Below are 17050 nucleotides of genomic sequence, written 5' to 3' on the forward strand. Positions count from 1 at the left end.
GTACATCACTGCCCATCAGGGCTGTGCCCTACCTGAGGGAGCTATTGCCTTGCTCACAGTCCAAAGCTTGCGCGATCCCTGTGGGAGCTGGCTTGCCGGCGATAGGGCCGGTACAGGCTGAGCCGGGATTAGCGTTTGGCCAGGTTCAGTTGCTGCTGTTCCTTCGGCAGTACCCGCTTGGCCACTACGTAGTGTTTCTGCCAGTAGGGCTTGCTCAGGTTGTCGATGCTCACCCGCTTGCCACGCCGTGGTGCGTGGATGAAGCGGTCGTTGCCCAGGTAGATGGCAACATGGTTTACCCGGCGGCTCTTGATGTTGAAGAAGATCAGGTCACCAGGCTTCAGGTCCCCCTTGGCTACCTTGACGCCGTGGCCCTGGGCCATGGCATTGGAGGTACGCGGCAGGTCGACGTCTGCGACATCGTTGAAGGCGTATTTCACCAGCCCGCTGCAGTCAAAGCCTTTTTTCGGGCTGCTGCCACCCCAAACATAAGGGGTACCGAGCACATTCACCGCACGGCTAAGCACATCGCTGCTCTGCTTCGGCGACATGGCAGCGACTGGCAAGCCGCGGTTGCTGGCGGCATTGGCTGGGCGCGCGCGCAGAGCGGTCTGCTTGACCGGCGCGTGTTTCACCGAGGCATTGGTGGTATAGCCGGTGAAGCCATTGGGAAGACGTTGCTCACGATTGGTGGCGTGGGCGGCCAGGGGCAATAATAGACAGAGGGTCAGCCATGTCTTGAATAAAGGCGGCATAGATGAAGCTCTTATGAATAGTTATGTGTTGGGCGCGCAACTTTATAACAGCTTTTTGATCAATATTTGATCCGTTGGTCGATTGCCATGCTGCCGTACGTCGGCCTGAGACGAGAAAGTCACATTTTTTTTTAGAAAATTTTCGGATAACCCTCGAGGGCTATGCATGAACAGTTATCAACAGGGGGCGCCCTTTCACGACACGCACAGCAAGACCATTGGCTACCTGCTGTGGATTTTTGGCTTCACCGGGTCGCATCGTTTCTATTACGGCAAGCCGATTACCGGGACCCTCTGGTTCTTTACCTTCGGCCTGCTGGGCATCGGTTGGCTGATCGACCTGTTTCTGATCCCGTCCATGGACCGTGAAGCCGATCTGAGGTTCCAGTCCGGCCGTATCGACTACAACATCGCCTGGGTTCTGCTGACCTTCCTTGGGGTGTTTGGCCTGCATCGGCTGTATCAGGGCAAGTGGATCACCGCGATCATCTACTTCTTTACCGGCGGCTTGTTCCTGGTGGGGGTGCTGTATGACTTCTGGACGTTGAACAGCCAGGTGTCCGAGCGCAACGCCTTGCGTTGATATGCTTCGCGGGTAATGAAAAAGGCCTTGTCGCACCGAAGCGGCAAGGCCTTTTTTGTTGCTGGGTTACTGCCGGGTCTGCCGTTGTTGCAGCAGCAGGTTGCTGAACCCAGCCCCGGCCAGTTGCTTCTGCGCCCCGGTCAGTTGCTCACGGTTGCTGAACGGCCCGACCAGTACGCGGTACCAGGTCTCGTCCTTGACCGTACCCGACTCCACCTTCACCGACTGGCCCAGCAGGATGATCTGCGCGCGGACCTTGTCGGCATCGGCCTGCTTACGGAACGAGCCAGCCTGCAGGAAGTACTGGGTGGTCGCTGCCGGCTTGATCACCGGCGGCGGCGGTGGCGGGGTCTGGCCCAGCAACGCCGCCTGGGCACGCGCGGTGTCGATTTTTGCAGCTTCTGCCGGCGTCACCGGGGTCACCGGCTGGGCGGGTACCGGCGGCGTCTTCTCGGGCACGGCCTCCGGCGGCACGATCACCTCGGACTCCGGCAGCAGGGTATAGAAGTCGTACTTCGGCTTCACCGGCTGCTGTGGGGTGGCCTGCGCAGGCTTGCTGGCTTCGGCCACTTTCTCCGGCTTCTGCTGCTCGGGCTTGGCGCGCTTGATGTCATCGCCCCCCGGCTCGAGTTTCATCAGGAACACGATGAACGCGCCGACGGTGAGGCCGACGGCCATCCATACCCAACCAGGGATCGGCTGTTTGGCCGGCGCCGTCTGGCGGCTGGCGCCGCGTTTGGGGGCGGGTTTTTTCTTGGCAGCCAACTTACATGCGCTCCAGGGTTTCCAGGCCGAGCAGTTCCAGACCTTGTTTGAGGGTGCGGCCGGTCAGGGCGGTCAGGCGCAGGCGGCTCTGCTGTTGCTCCGGGGTTTCGGCGGCGAGGATCGGGCAGTTCTCGTAGAAGCTGGAGAACAGGCCGGCCAGGTCGTACAGGTAGCTGCACAGCACGTGCGGCGTGCCTTTTTCGGCGACGCTATTGAGGGTTTCGCCAAACTGCGCCAGGCGGGCAGCCAGGTCCTGCTCATGGGCGGCCTGCAACACGATCTTGCCGTCGACTTCGTCAAAGCTTTTGCCCAGCTTGCGGAATACGCCGGCTACGCGGGTGTAGGCGTACAGCAGGTACGGGGCGGTGTTGCCTTCGAAGTTGAGCATCAGCTCGAAGTTGAAGCTGTAGTCGCTGGTGCGGTGCTTGGACAGGTCGGCGTATTTCACCGCGCCAATGCCCACCACTTCGCCGATGTGTCGCAGGTCTTCGTCGGCCAGGGTCGGGTTCTTTTCCTTGACCAGCGCGTAGGCGCGCTCCTTGGCCTCGGTGAGCAGGTCGATCAGCTTGACGGTGCCGCCGTCGCGGGTCTTGAACGGGCGGCCGTCGGCGCCGTTCATGGTGCCGAAGCCCATGTGCTCCATCTGCATCGGGTGGCCGACAAAACCTGCACGGCGTGCCACTTCGAATACCTGGTTGAAGTGCAGGGCCTGGCGCTGGTCGACGAAGTACAGGGCGCGGTCAGCGTTGAGCACGTTGCTGCGGTAGCGCACGGCGGCCAGGTCGGTGGTGGCGTACAGGTAGCCGCCGTCGGCTTTTTGCACGATCACCGGCAGGGGTTCGCCTTCGCTGTTTTTGAATTCCTCGAGGAATACGCACTGGGCGCCTTGGTCCTCGACCAGCAGGCCCTTGGCCTTGAGGTCAGCTACCACGTTGGCCAGGTCGTCGTTGTAGGCGCTTTCGCCCATCACATCGGCCATGGTCAGTTTGACGTTGAGCAGCTCGTAGGTCTTCTGGCAGTGCGACAGCGAGATGTCCTTGAAGCGGGTCCACAGGGCCAGGCACTCAGGGTCGCCGGCCTGCAGCTTGACCACCAGGCCACGGGCGCGCGTGGCGAACTCTTCGGATTCGTCGAAGCGTTTCTTCGCCGCCCGGTAGAAGTTTTCCAGGTCTGACAGCTCGTCACTGGTGATCGGGTTTTCCTGCAGGTAGGCCATCAGCATGCCGAACTGGGTACCCCAGTCGCCGACGTGGTTCTGGCGGATGACGTTGTCACCCAAGAATTCCAGCACGCGTGCGACGCTGTCACCGATGATGGTCGAGCGCAGGTGGCCGACGTGCATCTCTTTGGCCAGGTTCGGCGCCGACATGTCGATGACGACCTTTTCGCGCGGGCCGGCCTTGCGCACGCCCAGATGGTCATCGGCCAGGGCAGCATCCAGGCGGTTGGCCAGGGCTTCGGTGTTCTGGAAGAAGTTGAGGAAGCCGGGGCCGGCGATTTCCACCTTGCTGATGTCGGCGCTGGCCGGCAGGGCGGCGATCAGTTTTTCTGCCAGGTCGCGTGGCTTCATGCCAGCCTGCTTGGCCAGCATCATGGCGATGTTGCTGGCGAAGTCGCCGTGGGTCTTGTCCCGGGCGTTTTCCACCTGGATCGCCGGCGACAGCCCTTCAGGCAGCACACCGTCGGTGACGAGTTGGGTGAGGGCTTGCTGGACCAGCTGGCGAATGGTGTCTTTCATGGGGATCTCTTTTCGACCGCAAGCGCGGTGAGCGCCTGGATGCGCAGGTGGAAAAACTGGGCATTATCCGTTGCCGGGAGCGGGTTGCCAACCTTTGGGGCTGCAAAGCAGCGCCAGACGTCAGTACAGGTCGACCGGGTCGACGTCCAGCGACCAGCGTACCTGGCGCCCGCTGGGCATCTGCTCCAACACTAGCAACCAGGCACTGATCAGTCGATGCAAAGGCGCCCGGGTATTGGCCTGTATCAACAGTTGCGCGCGGAAGCGCCCGGCGCGGCGCTCCATGGGCGCCGGCACCGGGCCCAGCAGTTCGATGCCCGGCAGGCGCTGTTCGGCCACCAGGCGCTCGGCGGCGGCGCAGGCTTCGTCGAGAAAACTTTCAGCTTGCCCGGGCTTGTGTGCTTCGGCACGCAGCAAGGCCAGGTGGGAGTAAGGCGGCAGCCCGGCGGCGCGGCGTTCATCCAGGGCCTGTTCGGCAAAGGCGAAGTAGCCCTGCTCGGTAAGCTGCACCAGCAGCGGGTGGTCGGCCAGGTGGGTCTGGATGATCACCTTGCCTGGCTCTTCGGCCCGCCCGGCCCGCCCGGCCACCTGTACGATCAGCTGCGCCATGCGCTCGCCGGCGCGGAAATCGCCCGAGAACAGCCCGCCATCGGCATCGAGGATGGCCACCAGGGTCACCCGCGGGAAGTGGTGCCCTTTGGCAAGCATCTGCGTACCGACAAGGATGCTCGGCTGGCCCCGTTGAATGGTACTGAACAGGTTGTGCATGGCGTCCTTGCGCGCCGTGCTGTCGCGGTCCACCCGCAGGATCGGGTAGTCCGGAAACAGCACTTTCAGGCGCTCTTCGGCGCGCTCGGTACCCGCGCCGACCGGGCGCAGGTCAACGTGGTTGCACTTCGGGCACTGGTGCGGCAGGCGTTCGTCATAGCCGCAATGGTGGCAGCGCAGCACGGCCGAGCGCTGGTGCACGGTCATGCGAGCATCACAGCGTGGGCACTCGGACAGCCAGCCACAGTCGTGGCACAGCAGGGTCGGGGCGAAGCCGCGACGGTTGAGGAATACCAGCACTTGCTGGCCTGCCTCCAGGGTCTGGCGGATGGCTTGTTGCAGCGGGCCGCTGATGCCGCTGTCCAGTGGCAGGCTCTTTACATCCAGGCGCAGCATGCGCGGCGGGCGGGCTCCACCAGCGCGCTGGTTCATGCGCAGCAGGCGGTAGCGGCCGGTAAGGGCGTTGTGCAGGGTCTCCAGCGACGGCGTGGCAGAACCTAGCAGGATCGGGATGTTCTCCTGGTGGGCGCGCACCAGTGCCAGGTCGCGGGCGTGGTAGCGCAGCCCTTCCTGCTGTTTATAGGAGCCGTCGTGCTCTTCGTCGATGATGATCAGGCCGGGGTTTTTCATCGGCGTGAACAATGCCGAGCGGGTGCCGATGATGATGTCGGCCTCGCCGTCCCGGGCAGCCAGCCAGGCGTCCAGGCGCTCACGGTCGCTCACTGCCGAATGCAACAGGGCGATGCGGGCGTTGAAGCGTTGCTCGAAGCGCGCCAGGGTCTGCGGGCCCAGGTTGATCTCCGGAATCAGCACCAGCGCCTGCTTCCCGGCTTCGAGGGTTTCACGAATCAGCTGCAGGTAGACCTCGGTCTTGCCGCTGCCGGTGACGCCGGCCAGCAGGAACGCACCAAAGCCCCCAAAACCTTCGCGCACCGCGTCAAAGGCGTCGCGTTGCTCCTCGTTCAGCGGCAATTCCGGCTGCGCCAGCCAGTGTTCGTGGCGTAGCGCCGGCAGGTGCCGGCGAACTTCAATCTGTACCAGTTCCTTGGCCAGCAGCAGGTCGAGGCTGTCCTTGTTCAGGTTGAGCTTGGCCAGCAGGCTGTGGGCCACGCCGTGCGGGTGCTGGGCCAGGGTCTTGAGGGCGTCGCGCTGGCGCGGCGCGCGGGCGATGCGCGGGTCTTCCAGGCGGGCGCCGGGGGCGACGTGCCAGAAGCGCTCCTGGCGCATCTCGGCAGGTTCGCCCTGGCGCAACAGCGTCGGCAGGGCCCAGCTCAGGGTGTCGCCCAGGCTGTGCTGGTAGTACTGGGCGGTCCACAGGCACAGCTTGAACAGCGATGGCGGCACCGGTGACACCGGGTCGAGCAGGGCGCTGGCAGGCTTGAGCTTGTCGGCGGGCACCTCGCTCTCTGCGCATACCTCCACCAGCACGCCGATCATTTCGCGGCGGCCGAAGGGCACGCGTATGCGCATGCCTGGGCTCAAGGCCTGGCGGGCCATGCTCGCGGGTGCCTTGTAGTCGAACAGGCGACGCAGCGGGGAGGGCAGGGCAAGGCGCAGGATGACGTCGGGCACGCGGAAGGTCTCGGAGGGCGTATCAAAGACTGGCGAGCCTAGCAGACGACGGTCGGTGCAAGCGACAACTTGCACTAGCGCAGCGCTCTGGTATTATTTGCCGCCTAATTACGTGCGGTATTCAACAATTGGTGTTGGATGGCGGCACGCAGCTCGAGGAAGCGACCATGAAAGAAGGTATCCACCCGAACTATGAAGTAGTTGCAGTCACCTGCAGCTGCGGCAACAAGTTCGAAAGCCGTTCGACCCTGGGCAACACCCTGTCGATCGACGTTTGCAACCTGTGCCACCCGTTCTACACCGGTAAGCAGAAAGTCCTGGACACCGGTGGTCGCGTACAGAAGTTCGCCGATCGCTTCGGCATGTTCGGTGCCAAGAAGTAATCATGCACATGGCGAACCCCTCGGGTTTCGCATTGCTGCTCAAAAAAGCGCCCCTTGTGGGCGCTTTTTTCATGGGCGTCATCTGGCATTTCCCTGCCCTGGCGTTCTGCCCGCTGCCGCAGCAGCCCCAGCAAGTGCTGGTGCGCCAAGTGGTCGATGGCGACACCTTGCGCCTGGTCGATGGCCGCAGCGTGCGCCTGATCGGTATCAATGCCCCGGAAATCGGCCGCAAGGGGCGTACTAGCGAACCCTATGCCGAGGCCGCCAGGCGGCGCCTTCAAGCGCTGGTCAACGCCAGTGACGGGCGCGTCGGGCTGGTGCCAGGCGTTGAGGGAAAAGACAAATACGGCCGCACCCTGGCGCATATCTACGGCCTTGGTGGAGACAATCTGGAAGCTCGGCTGCTCAGCGAGGGGCTAGGCTACCGCGTGGCTATCGCCCCCAATGTAAGCCTCAGCGGCTGCCAGCAGGTTGCCGAGCAAGCGGCGCGCAAGGGCGGCGTTGGTGTGTGGCGGCGCTCGCCCGTGGTGCCAGCAGGTGATGTCAGGCAGTCGGGTTTCGCTGTGATCGGTGGCGGCATCACGGGTATCGAGCGCAACCGTGGCGGGGTCTGGCTCACCTTGGACGACGCTGTGGTGCTGCAGGTTCCCGCTCGTCTGCAACGCAACTTCCCCGCCAGCTTCTTCGATAACCTCAAGGGACGCCAGGTCGAGGCGCGAGGCTGGGTGCTGGACCGTTCCCGCAAGGGCGGCTTGAAGCCTGGGCAGCGACGCTGGGTGTTGCCATTGACCGATCCGAGCATGTTGGAGCGTTTTTCAGGCTAAAAGATGTAGACATTTCGCTATTAGATTGTACACACTGTGAGCCGTATGCCCCCGTGGGTTATAGCGTAAAGTCGTAGGCTAAAGGCCTTGACACAAGTGACCGACCAGTCTTGTGACTCCCCGGCTCTTTGCGTATCCTCGGCGGTCCGTCAGAACAGTAAATAGCGGAATGCCCACCATGTCAGACCTGAAAACCGCCGCTCTCGAATACCACGCTCAACCTCGTCCGGGGAAACTGAGCGTCGAACTCTCCAAGCCCACTGCCACCGCCCGTGACCTCGCCCTGGCCTACAGCCCAGGTGTTGCTGAGCCCGTGCGTGAAATCGGCCGTGATCCAGAGCTGGCTTACAAATACACCGGCAAAGGCAACCTGGTTGCGGTGATTTCCGATGGCACCGCCATCCTCGGTCTGGGTGACCTCGGCCCACTGGCTTCCAAGCCGGTCATGGAGGGCAAGGGTGTTCTGTTCAAGCGTTTCGCTGGTATTGACGTGTTCGACATCGAAGTCGAATCGGAAAGCCCGCAAGCGTTCATCGACACCGTCCGCCGTATCTCGATCACCTTCGGTGGCATCAACCTCGAAGACATCAAGGCACCTGAGTGCTTCGAAATCGAGCGTACCCTGATCGAGCAGTGCGACATTCCAGTGTTCCACGATGACCAGCACGGCACCGCAATCGTAACCGCGGCCGGCATGATCAACGCCCTGGAAATCGCTGGCAAAAAACTCGAAGACGCCAAGATCGTCTGCCTGGGTGCCGGCGCTGCCGCCATCTCCTGCATGAAGTTGCTGGTGAGCATGGGTGGCAAGGTCGAAAACATCTACATGATCGACCGCAGCGGTGTCATCCACGCTGGCCGTGACGACCTGAACCAGTACAAGGCCCAGTTCGCCCACGCTACCGACAAGCGCACCCTGGCTGACGCCCTCGACGGTGCCGATGTGTTCGTTGGCCTGTCCGGCCCGAACCTGCTGAGCCCGGAAGGCCTGAAGTCGATGGCTGCCAACCCGATCGTGTTCGCCTGCTCGAACCCGGACCCGGAAATCGCGCCAGAGCTGGCCCACGCCACCCGCAGCGACGTGATCATGGCCACCGGTCGTTCTGACTACCCGAACCAGGTCAACAACGTACTGGGCTTCCCGTTCATCTTCCGTGGTGCCCTGGACGTTCGTGCCAAGCGTATCAACGAAGAAATGAAGATCGCCGCCGCCATCGCCCTGAAAGACCTGGCCAAGCTGCCAGTGCCGAAAGAAGTGTGCGAAGCCTACGGTGTCGAAGGCCTGGAGTTCGGTCGTGAGTACATCATTCCGAAGCCGCTGGACGCACGCCTGATCACTGTCGTTTCCGACGCTGTGGCCAAGGCCGCTATCGAATCCGGCGTGGCTACCCTGCCGTATCCGAAGCACTACCCGCTGACCAGCGTGGATGAAGTGTTCAACGGCTGATTGCCGCTGTAGACACAAAAAAGCCCCGGCTCGCATGAGCCGGGGCTTTTTGTTGGCCGTTGTCCCGATTAACGTGGTCCCTGTAGGAGCGGCCTTGTGTCGCGAAAGGGGTGCGAAGCGCCCCCAGATCTATGCATCAAGCAGAAATTGCAGGGGCCGCTGTGCGCGGCCCTTTTCGCGACGCAAGGCCGCTCCTACAGGGACCGCGTTGGTCGGGCGGGTATCAGAACAGGTCCATCGGCGCTGCTTCATCGGCCGGCAGCGGGCTGCCCGGTGCGGCGCCATTACCCAGTTCATCCACCGAGGGTGGCGAATCTTCGGCCTTGAACAGCTCGAAGAAGGCATTGGGCGTGCTCGGGGAGGCAGCGCGGCCGCTGATCGGGTCGACGCGCAGGCTGAGGATGCCTTCCGGTTCTGCTGGCGCATGCGCCGGCTTGTCCTTGAGCGCCGCGCCCATGAAGCTCATCCAGATCGGCAGCGCCGCCGTGCCGCCGTACTCGCGGCGGCCGAGGGTTTCCGGCTGGTCGAAACCAACCCATACCGTGGTCACGTAATCGGCGTTGTAGCCGGAGAACCAGGCGTCCTTGGACTCGTTGGTGGTACCGGTCTTGCCCGCCAGGTCGGTGCGGCCCAGGGCCAGCGCCCGTCGGCCAGTACCGCGCTTGATCACGTCCTGCAGCATGCTGGTGAGGATGTAGGTGGTGCGCCCGTCGATGATCTGTTCAGCCACAGCCGGTGTTTGCGGAGCAGCGGCCACCTGGTTGAAGGCGGATGGCGCCTCACCTGGCATGGCCGCAGTGCTGATCGGCTGTTCGGGTGCAGCCAGGCCAGCCTGGTCCTCGGCGCCCTGGGGTACGCGGGCCGGGTTGGCGGTGAACAGTGTTTCGCCGCTGCGGCTTTCGATGCGGTCGATCAGGTACGGGGTGACCTTGTAGCCGCCGTTGGCAAAGGTGCTCCAGCCTGTGGCGATTTCCATCGGGGTCAGGGTGGCGGTGCCCAGGGCCAGCGACAGGTTGCGCGGCAGGTCCTGCTTGTTGAAGCCGAACTTGGCGATGTAGTCGATGGTGCGGTCTACACCCATGGCCTGCAGCAAGCGGATCGACACCAGGTTGCGCGACTTGTACAGCGCTTCGCGCATGCGGATCGGGCCGAGGAAGGTATTGGTGTCGTTCTTCGGCCGCCACACTTTGTCCACGGACTCGTCGACGAACACGATCGGCGCATCGTTGACCAGGGTGGAGGCGGTGTAGCCGCTGTCCAGTGCAGCGCTGTAGATGAACGGCTTGAAGCTGGAGCCCGGCTGACGCTTGGCCTGCATGGCGCGGTTGTAGTTGCTTTGCTCGAACGAGAAGCCGCCAACCAGCGCACGAATGGCGCCGTTGTAAGGGTCGAGGGTGACCAGGGCACTTTGCGCGCCGGGCACCTGGCTGAACTTGAACTTGCCGTCTTCCAGGCGCTGCAGGCGCACCAGGTCACCGACCTGTGCCACGTCGGCCGGCGACTGTGGAGCGCGGCCCTGGGCGTTACTGTTGATGAACGGGCGCGCCCACTTCATGGTGTCCCAGGCAACTTCGGCTTGCTGGCCGTCCCGGGTCAGTACCTGTAGGCCGGCTTTGTCGACATGGGTGACGATGGCTGGCTCCAGGCCACCCAGGGTGCGCTGCTTGCCCAGTTCCTGCAGCCAGGCTGCCTGGGTGCGTCCAGGGAAGCGTGCTTCCGGGCCACGGTAGCCGTGGCGTTCGTCGTAATCGGACAGGCCTTTGAGGATGGCTGTGTTGGCCATTTCCTGCATGTCGCTGGGCACCGTGGTGGTGACGCGGAAGCCTTCGGTATAGGCCTCGCTGCCGTAGCGGCCGACCATTTCGGCACGGGCCATTTCGGCGATGTAAGGCGCATTCACCTCAGGCGTCGGCACGTGGTAACTGGCATTGAGCGGCTCGGCCAGGGCAGCCTGGTAGCTGGCCTGGTCGATCTTGCCCAGCTTGTACATGCGGCCCAGGATCCAGTCGCGGCGCTCCTTGGCGCGCACCGGGTTGGCCAGCGGGTTGAAGCGTGACGGTGCCTTGGGCAGGCCGGCGATCATCGCCATCTGCGCCAGGCTCACATCGCGGATCGATTTGCCGTAGTACACCTGCGCGGCGGCATCGATGCCGTAGGCGCGGTTGCCCAGGTAGATCTTGTTCACGTACAGCTCGAGGATTTCGTCCTTGGTCAGCTCACGTTCGATCTGCAGGGCCAGCAGAATCTCGTTGGTCTTGCGCGAGAAACTGCGTTCGCTGGTGAGGAAGAAGTTCTTCGCCACCTGCATGGTGATGGTGCTGCCGCCGGTCTGGATATGCCCGGTTTTCACCAACTGGGTCGCTGCGCGCATCAGGCTGCTGGGGTCGACACCGTAGTGATTGAGGAAATTGTCGTCCTCGGCTGACAGAAGCGCCTGAATGAACTGTGGCGGAATTTCCGCGAAGCGGATCGGCGAGCGACGCATCTCGCCGAATTCGGCAATCAGCTTGCCGTCGCTGCTGTACACCCTGAGGGGGATCTGCAACTGGATGCTTCTGAGGGACTCGACCGAGGGCAGGCTGGGGCTAAGATACAGAAACGCACCGCTCACACCGAGTACGAGCGCGCAAATGACTGCGACGGAAGACCACCAGAAGAACTTCAGCAGACGTATCAAGGCTTTTCGGTGTCCAGGTTGGGAGTGGGTTGCACGCAGGTCCGGCGGACCAGAAAACGCTGGGCATTATAAGCATTTTTTCGCCTCTCCGGGTTACCGGCCAGGCTGCCCGTCGCCTCGATGGGCAGGCCGGGCCCAGTGTTGACGCGGGGTTGCGACAGGCCGCTGCACCAGGCAGCAAGGAAGCCGCGATGTTAGGACGCTTTGGCAAGGACGCCAGTTCACTCGTGGGGGTGGAAATCGCCCCTGACGCTGTTCGTGTTGTGCAACTTCAGCGGCGCAGTCGGCGCTGCCGGGTGCTTGCATCGGCACAAGAGCCATTTGAATCCGCGGCTGGCAGCGATTGGGCCGCAGAGCCCGCCGCCGCGGTGGCAGCCTTGCGTCGTGCCTACCTGCGCAGTGGCCTCAGGCAGCGTCGGGTAGCGTTGGCGTTACCGGCTAGCCAGGTCATCTGCAAGCGGTGTCATTTGCCGGTGGAGCAGGTCGGGGTTGAACTGGAGACGCAATTGCTGGCCGATGCCGAGCGGCTGTTTCCGTTCCCATTGGAGGACCTGGCCCTGGATTTTCAGGTTTTGGGGGCATCCCGCACGCAACCGGGGTGCGCCGAGGTGCTGGTGGCCGCGTGTCGGCAAAGTGCGTTGGCGTCACTTGATGCCATCGTCGAGCAGGCCGGGTTGCAACTGGAGGCCATCGAGGTCGACAACATTGCCTTGTGCCGCATGTTGCCCGAGGGCTGCCTTGAGGGTTCGGCACTACTGCGTGTCGAAGCGCGCAGCGCAGTGCTTTATGACTGGCAGCCCGGCCGGCCCTACCAGCGTCGTGAACTGCAAACGCAGGGGCTGAAGGCCACGGGCCAGCTCTCGGAGCGCCTGCAAGCGCTGCTTGCGGATGAGCATTTGCCTGCAGGCCTGTGGATTACCAGTGGTTCACCGGTAGAGCCGGGCTGGTTGCAAGACCTTGGCCGCCAGTTGAATACGCCGTGCCGGCATTTACCTGGCCTGGAGGGGCTGGAACACGTGGATGGCACGATGCTCCTGGCGTGCGCGCTGGCACTTGGAGGGTTGCGCCCATGATGCGGCTTAACCTGCTGCCCTGGCGTGAACGGCAGCGCGAGGCGGCGCTGCGGCGCTTTCGCACCCAGCTGATTGCCGGCGCACTGCTAGCGCTGTGCGCCGTGACGCTGGTCGACCAGATGGCCCGACAGCGCGGGCAGCAGCAGGCGCTGGCCAATGCCCAGCAACAGGCCGCCCTTGAGGTGCTGGCCGAGCAACTGCAGCCGCTGGCTGATGTGCGTGCCCAGCATGATGCACTTATCGCCCGTTCGGCTGCGCTGGAGGGCTTGCGCGCCCAGCAGGGTGTTCTGGGCGATGTGTTCGCTGGCCTCGAAGGCGCGCTGCCGTTTGGCGTCCAGCTACTCGACCTCAGCCTGGAAAACGGCCACTTGCAAATGACCGGGCTGGCTACGTCTGGCGCCGTGGTTGCGCAGTTCATGCGCGATCTGGAGCGGTCGGGTGTTTTGGTGGATCTGGCGCTCAAGCGGGTCAGGAGCCTGCCGGGTGGCGATGAGTTTCTGCTGGTTGCGCGCGTTTCGGCGTTCTGGTCGTGAATGCAGCGCCGGTCCTTGCCTGGCGCGCGATAGCCGAGCGCTCCAGAAGCATCAGGCTTATCGCCCCAGTGCTGGTCGCCGGGCTGGTGTTCGGCCTGGGTTGCGCGTTTCGCCTGCCAGCGGCGTTGCAGCAGCAGGCGCACGAAGCGGCCAGGCAGGCCACATTGAACGAGCAGCAAGCAGTCAGTACCGCACAGCTGGTCGAGCTGGAGTTATTGCAGGCGTCTTTGGCTTTTGCCGAGCGGCGGTTGCTGGAGGCTCACTGGCACTTGGCCGCCGGGGAGGGCATGAGTGACCTGCTTGACCGCCTGGCGGCTTCGGGGCATGCGCATGGCTTACTGGTCGAGCGGTTCGACGTGCAGGAAGCCGAGCAGCAGGCAGGCTATCAAAAAATACCGTTGCAGGTGCGGATGGTGGGGCGTTACGTGGACTTGCGGCAGTGGCTGGGCGACTGGCTGGGCCAGGCACGCCTGCTGCGCAGCGGTGACATGACACTGGCCGCAGTCGAGGGGCAGCCCGGGCTTTTGCGTCTGCAACTGCGGGCCGATGCCTTTCAGGCCCCCGCGCCCGTACCGGCACCCGATGCGCTCGCGCGTATGCCGGCCAAGGCCGCCACGCCAGTCCCTGTGGTCGACCCCTTTGCGCCAGGGACGACACGAATGGCTGGCTCCGGGCTGGCCAGCGTGCCGCTGGCACAACTGGAAATGGTCGGCAGCCTGTCGCGAGGGGCGGTGCATGAGGCGCTGCTGATGGCGGCTGGCAGGCTCTACCGCGTGCGGGCAGGTGAGCGTTTGGGGCGTAACCACGGTGTGGTGGCGCGGATTGATCAAGACCAGGTCGAAGTGCGTGAACGGCTATTCATGGCGGGGGTATGGCACGAGCGCACGGCGTTCATCACCCTTGCAAAGCGCCTGGGCAAGGAGGCCCCGAACCCGTATGAAGAACGTGATGAAATGGGTGTTGGCAGCCCTGCTGCCGATCCCGCTGGCGTCGGCGGCCCCTTATCAGGGTGAGCCCCTGTCATTGAACTTCCAGGATGTAGAAGTGCGCTCGGTGCTGCAGGTGCTGGCCGACTATGCGGGCGTCAACCTGGTTGCCAGCGATGACGTGCAGGGCAGCGTGACCTTGCGGTTGCAGGACGTGCCCTGGGACCAGGCCCTTGACCTGGTGCTGCGCAGCAAGGGCCTTGCTCGGCAGCAGGAGGGCAATGTGCTGCTGGTGGCGCCTGCGGCAGCGTTTGCCGCGCAGTCGTTCGATGCTCATCTGGGCCTGTTGCCGGAGGTGCAGTTGCAGCCGTTACGCCGTGAATTGATACCGATCCACCATGCCAACGCTGCCGATCTGGTTGAGCTGTTGATGACCAGCCTGGCGGATGACAGTACCCTCGCCGTTCGTGGCAGCCTGGGTGTCGATGAGCGCACCAACACCTTGGTGGCGCACCAGCCCGCCGAGCGCCTGGCTGAATTGCGGCAACTGGTTGCGCAGCTGGATGTGCCGGTGCGCCAGGTGGCGATCGAGGCGCGTATCGTCGAGGCCAACGTCGATTACGAAAAAAGCCTGGGGGTGCGCTGGGGCGGGCCGCTGTACGGTGAAAACCTGCGGCCGGGCAAGGAACTGTTCATCGACCTGGGGGTAGAGCGGGCGGGCAGCAGCGTCGGCCTGGGCCTTCTGCGCGGCGACGTGCTGCTCGACCTGGAGCTCAGTGCCATGGAAAAAAGCGGCAACGGCGAAATCATCTCGCAGCCCAAGGTGGTCACGGCCGACAAGGAAACGGCCAGGATCCTCAAAGGCACCGAGGTGCCTTACCAGGAAACCAGTAAGAGCGGCGCCACCTCGGTCGCCTTTCGCGAAGCCTCGCTGTCGCTGGAGGTGACCCCGCAAATTACCCCGGACAACAAGGTGATCATGGCGGTCAGGGTGACCAAGGATGAGCCGGATTACGTCAATGCCTTGAACAACGTCCCGCCGATCCGCAAGAACGAGGTCAACGCCAAGGTTCGTGTGGCGGACGGTGAAACGATCGTGATCGGTGGCGTGTACTCGACTTCGCAAAACAATGTGGTCGACAAGGTGCCATTTTTGGGCGATCTGCCGTATGTTGGGCGGCTGTTTCGACGCGATGCATTACAAGAGAAAAAATCCGAGCTGCTGGTCTTCCTGACTCCGCGTATCATGAGTGACCAGGCGATTGCTGTGAGTCGTTGATTCTGTGCGAAATTTGATACTTGTGGGGCCCATGGGCGCTGGTAAAAGCACCATAGGACGCCTATTGGCCAAAGAGCTGCGCCTGCTGTTCAAAGATTCCGACAAGGAAATCGAACTGCGATGCGGCGCCAACATCCCGTGGATTTTCGACAAGGAAGGCGAGCCGGGTTTCCGTGAGCGCGAACAGGCGATGATCGCCGAACTGTGCGAACTCGACGGCGTTGTCCTGGCGACCGGCGGTGGCGCGGTGATGCGTGAAGCCAACCGCCAGGCATTGCGCCGGGGTGGGCGGGTTATCTACCTGCATGCTTCGGTGGAGCAGCAGGTTGGCCGGACTGCGCGTGATCGCAATCGCCCGCTGCTGCGCACCGCCAACCCCGAGGCGACCCTGCGCGCCTTGCTGGAAGCCCGCGACCCGCTCTACCGCGAGATCGCCGATGTGGTAGTGGAAACCGACGAGCGGCCGCCACGCATGGTGGTGATCGATATTCTCGACCGCTTGCAGCAGTTGCCGCCCCGTTAGCCCGGGACTATTCTCGGCCACCAGCGCCGAGGCGAGGTTCAACGTTAGCGCGCAGGTTGCCCGAACGGCGCCGCGCTCAAGTACATTGTGGGGATACATGCAGACACTTAAGGTCGACCTGGGCGAGCGCAGCTACCCGATCTACATTGGCGAAGGCCTGCTGGACCAGCCCGAGCTGCTGGCGCCGCACATTGCCGGCCGGCAGGTCGCCATCGTTTCCAACGAGACCGTCGCGCCCCTGTATCTCGAACGCCTGAGCAAGACCCTGGGTGCCTACTCGGTGCTGCCGGTGGTATTGCCCGATGGCGAAGCCCACAAGAACTGGGAAACCCTGCAGCTGATCTTCGATGGCCTGCTCACAGCCCGCCATGATCGTCGCACGACCGTGGTTGCCCTGGGCGGCGGCGTGATCGGTGACATGGCCGGCTTCGCTGCCGCCTGCTACCAGCGCGGTGTCGACTTCATCCAGGTGCCGACCACCCTGCTTTCCCAGGTCGACTCGTCGGTGGGCGGCAAGACCGGTATCAACCACCCGCTGGGCAAGAACATGGTGGGTGCCTTCTATCAGCCCAATGCGGTGCTGATCGACACCACCAGCCTCAAGACCCTGCCAGCGCGCGAGCTGTCGGCGGGCCTGGCCGAAGTGATCAAGTACGGCCTGATCTGCGACAAGCCGTTCCTGGGCTGGCTTGAAGACAATATGCAAGCCCTGCGCGCCCTCGACTCGGCAGCCCTGACCGAGGCCATCCGCCGCTCGTGCGCGGCCAAGGCCGCAGTGGTCGGTGCCGACGAGCGCGAGTCCGGCGTACGGGCCACCCTGAACCTGGGGCATACCTTCGGGCATGCCATCGAGACCCACATGGGCTACGGCGTGTGGCTGCACGGCGAAGCCGTGTCGGCGGGCACGGTGATGGCCCTGGAAATGTCCATGCGCCTTGGCTGGATCGACCAGGCCGAGCGTGATCGCGGAATCCGCCTGTTGCAGGACGCAGGTTTGCCGGTGGTGCCACCACAGGAAATGACCCCGGCGCATTTCATGGAGCACATGGCGGTCGACAAGAAAGTGATCGACGGTCGCCTGCGTCTGGTGCTGTTGCGCCAGATGGGCGAGGCCGTTGTGACCGACGACTATCCGAAAGAGATTCTACAGGCCACGCTGTCGGCGGATTACCGCGCGATCGTGGCCCAGCTTTGAGGTTGTGAC

Annotated in this window: 15 protein-coding genes; 10 read left to right on the plus strand and 5 right to left on the minus strand. The window is 63.4% G+C overall.

Annotated elements, in window-relative coordinates; all coding sequences use genetic code 11:
• Positions 1 to 128: 128 nt before the first annotated feature.
• Positions 129 to 755: a C40 family peptidase gene (locus JOY50_RS09235; protein WP_132844948.1), complete on the minus strand. Its 627-nt coding sequence runs from the start codon at positions 753 to 755 to the stop codon at positions 129 to 131.
• A gap of 166 nt (positions 756 to 921) precedes the next feature.
• Between JOY50_RS09235 and JOY50_RS09240 the strand changes: the two genes are divergently transcribed.
• A complete protein-coding gene (locus JOY50_RS09240; RefSeq protein WP_016489634.1) occupies positions 922 to 1338 on the plus strand; it encodes a TM2 domain-containing protein in 417 nt (138 codons plus the stop codon).
• Positions 1339 to 1404: 66 nt separating this feature from the next.
• Here the strand turns inward: JOY50_RS09240 and JOY50_RS09245 are convergent, their stop codons facing one another.
• The 3 genes from JOY50_RS09245 to JOY50_RS09255 all read right to left on the minus strand — a co-directional run bounded on the left by JOY50_RS09245 (position 1405) and on the right by JOY50_RS09255 (position 6181).
• Positions 1405 to 2103, minus strand: a complete 699-nt coding sequence (locus JOY50_RS09245) for an SPOR domain-containing protein (RefSeq protein ID WP_132844951.1) — start codon at positions 2101 to 2103, stop codon at positions 1405 to 1407.
• A gap of 1 nt (position 2104) precedes the next feature.
• Positions 2105 to 3841 (minus strand): arginine--tRNA ligase, encoded by a 1737-nt coding sequence (gene argS, locus JOY50_RS09250; protein ID WP_138737814.1) that lies wholly within the window; start codon positions 3839 to 3841, stop codon positions 2105 to 2107.
• Positions 3842 to 3961: 120 nt separating this feature from the next.
• On the minus strand, positions 3962 to 6181 hold the full coding sequence (locus JOY50_RS09255) for a primosomal protein N' (protein WP_132845014.1): 2220 nt from the start codon (positions 6179 to 6181) through the stop codon (positions 3962 to 3964).
• A gap of 167 nt (positions 6182 to 6348) precedes the next feature.
• Between JOY50_RS09255 and rpmE the strand changes: the two genes are divergently transcribed.
• The 3 genes from rpmE (at position 6349) to JOY50_RS09270 (ending at position 8835) form a co-directional block, all read left to right on the plus strand.
• Entirely contained in the window at positions 6349 to 6564 is a 216-nt protein-coding gene (rpmE, locus tag JOY50_RS09260) for a 50S ribosomal protein L31 (RefSeq protein ID WP_016489630.1), read from the plus strand.
• Positions 6565 to 6566: 2 nt separating this feature from the next.
• Positions 6567 to 7388 (plus strand): thermonuclease family protein, encoded by an 822-nt coding sequence (locus JOY50_RS09265; protein ID WP_132844955.1) that lies wholly within the window; start codon positions 6567 to 6569, stop codon positions 7386 to 7388.
• A gap of 178 nt (positions 7389 to 7566) precedes the next feature.
• The gene (locus JOY50_RS09270; protein ID WP_132844957.1) at positions 7567 to 8835 is read left to right on the plus strand and encodes a malic enzyme-like NAD(P)-binding protein; all 1269 of its coding nucleotides are present in this window, start codon (positions 7567 to 7569) and stop codon (positions 8833 to 8835) included.
• Between the two features lie 223 nt (positions 8836 to 9058).
• Here JOY50_RS09270 and JOY50_RS09275 read toward each other — a convergent pair whose 3' ends face one another.
• Positions 9059 to 11509: a penicillin-binding protein 1A gene (locus tag JOY50_RS09275; RefSeq protein WP_405045978.1), complete on the minus strand. Its 2451-nt coding sequence runs from the start codon at positions 11507 to 11509 to the stop codon at positions 9059 to 9061.
• Between the two features lie 194 nt (positions 11510 to 11703).
• On the opposite strand from JOY50_RS09275, the gene pilM reads away from it, so the two are divergent.
• The 6 genes from pilM to aroB all read left to right on the plus strand — a co-directional run bounded on the left by pilM (position 11704) and on the right by aroB (position 17041).
• Positions 11704 to 12585: a type IV pilus biogenesis protein PilM gene (gene pilM / locus JOY50_RS09280; RefSeq protein ID WP_132844961.1), complete on the plus strand. Its 882-nt coding sequence runs from the start codon at positions 11704 to 11706 to the stop codon at positions 12583 to 12585.
• Positions 12582 to 13118 carry a PilN domain-containing protein gene (locus JOY50_RS09285; RefSeq protein ID WP_132844963.1) on the plus strand — a complete coding sequence of 179 codons (537 nt, stop codon included), beginning with the start codon at positions 12582 to 12584 and terminating at the stop codon, positions 13116 to 13118. Before pilM ends, JOY50_RS09285 begins: the two co-directional genes overlap by 4 nt.
• Complete coding sequence (locus tag JOY50_RS09290; RefSeq protein ID WP_243055126.1) at positions 13115 to 14131, plus strand: pilus assembly protein PilP; 1017 nt, start codon at positions 13115 to 13117, stop codon at positions 14129 to 14131. Before JOY50_RS09285 ends, JOY50_RS09290 begins: the two co-directional genes overlap by 4 nt.
• Positions 14055 to 15323 carry a type IV pilus secretin PilQ gene (locus JOY50_RS09295; RefSeq protein WP_132844968.1) on the plus strand — a complete coding sequence of 423 codons (1269 nt, stop codon included), beginning with the start codon at positions 14055 to 14057 and terminating at the stop codon, positions 15321 to 15323. Before JOY50_RS09290 ends, JOY50_RS09295 begins: the two co-directional genes overlap by 77 nt.
• A 4-nt stretch (positions 15324 to 15327) precedes the next feature.
• Positions 15328 to 15846 carry a shikimate kinase AroK gene (aroK, locus tag JOY50_RS09300; protein ID WP_132844970.1) on the plus strand — a complete coding sequence of 173 codons (519 nt, stop codon included), beginning with the start codon at positions 15328 to 15330 and terminating at the stop codon, positions 15844 to 15846.
• Between the two features lie 97 nt (positions 15847 to 15943).
• A complete protein-coding gene (gene aroB, locus JOY50_RS09305; RefSeq protein ID WP_026034531.1) occupies positions 15944 to 17041 on the plus strand; it encodes a 3-dehydroquinate synthase in 1098 nt (365 codons plus the stop codon).
• The last annotated feature ends 9 nt before the right edge of the window (positions 17042 to 17050 follow it).

It is taken from the genome of Pseudomonas sp. BP01 (assembly GCF_022760795.1).
Classification (GTDB): Bacteria; Pseudomonadota; Gammaproteobacteria; order Pseudomonadales; family Pseudomonadaceae; genus Aquipseudomonas; species Aquipseudomonas putida_Q.

Excerpts from the sequence above, each read along its gene's own strand:
- JOY50_RS09235 (WP_132844948.1), bottom strand. The coding sequence starts at position 755 with ATGCCGCCTTTATTCAAGACATGGCTGACCCTCTGTCTATTATTGCCC.
- JOY50_RS09240 (WP_016489634.1), top strand. The coding sequence starts at position 922 with ATGAACAGTTATCAACAGGGGGCGCCCTTTCACGACACGCACAGCAAG.
- argS (WP_138737814.1), bottom strand. The coding sequence starts at position 3,841 with ATGAAAGACACCATTCGCCAGCTGGTCCAGCAAGCCCTCACCCAACTC.
- rpmE (WP_016489630.1), top strand. The coding sequence starts at position 6,349 with ATGAAAGAAGGTATCCACCCGAACTATGAAGTAGTTGCAGTCACCTGC.
- JOY50_RS09265 (WP_132844955.1), top strand. The coding sequence starts at position 6,567 with ATGCACATGGCGAACCCCTCGGGTTTCGCATTGCTGCTCAAAAAAGCG.
- JOY50_RS09270 (WP_132844957.1), top strand. The coding sequence starts at position 7,567 with ATGTCAGACCTGAAAACCGCCGCTCTCGAATACCACGCTCAACCTCGT.
- pilM (WP_132844961.1), top strand. The coding sequence starts at position 11,704 with ATGTTAGGACGCTTTGGCAAGGACGCCAGTTCACTCGTGGGGGTGGAA.
- JOY50_RS09285 (WP_132844963.1), top strand. The coding sequence starts at position 12,582 with ATGATGCGGCTTAACCTGCTGCCCTGGCGTGAACGGCAGCGCGAGGCG.
- JOY50_RS09295 (WP_132844968.1), top strand. The coding sequence starts at position 14,055 with ATGAAGAACGTGATGAAATGGGTGTTGGCAGCCCTGCTGCCGATCCCG.
- aroB (WP_026034531.1), top strand. The coding sequence starts at position 15,944 with ATGCAGACACTTAAGGTCGACCTGGGCGAGCGCAGCTACCCGATCTAC.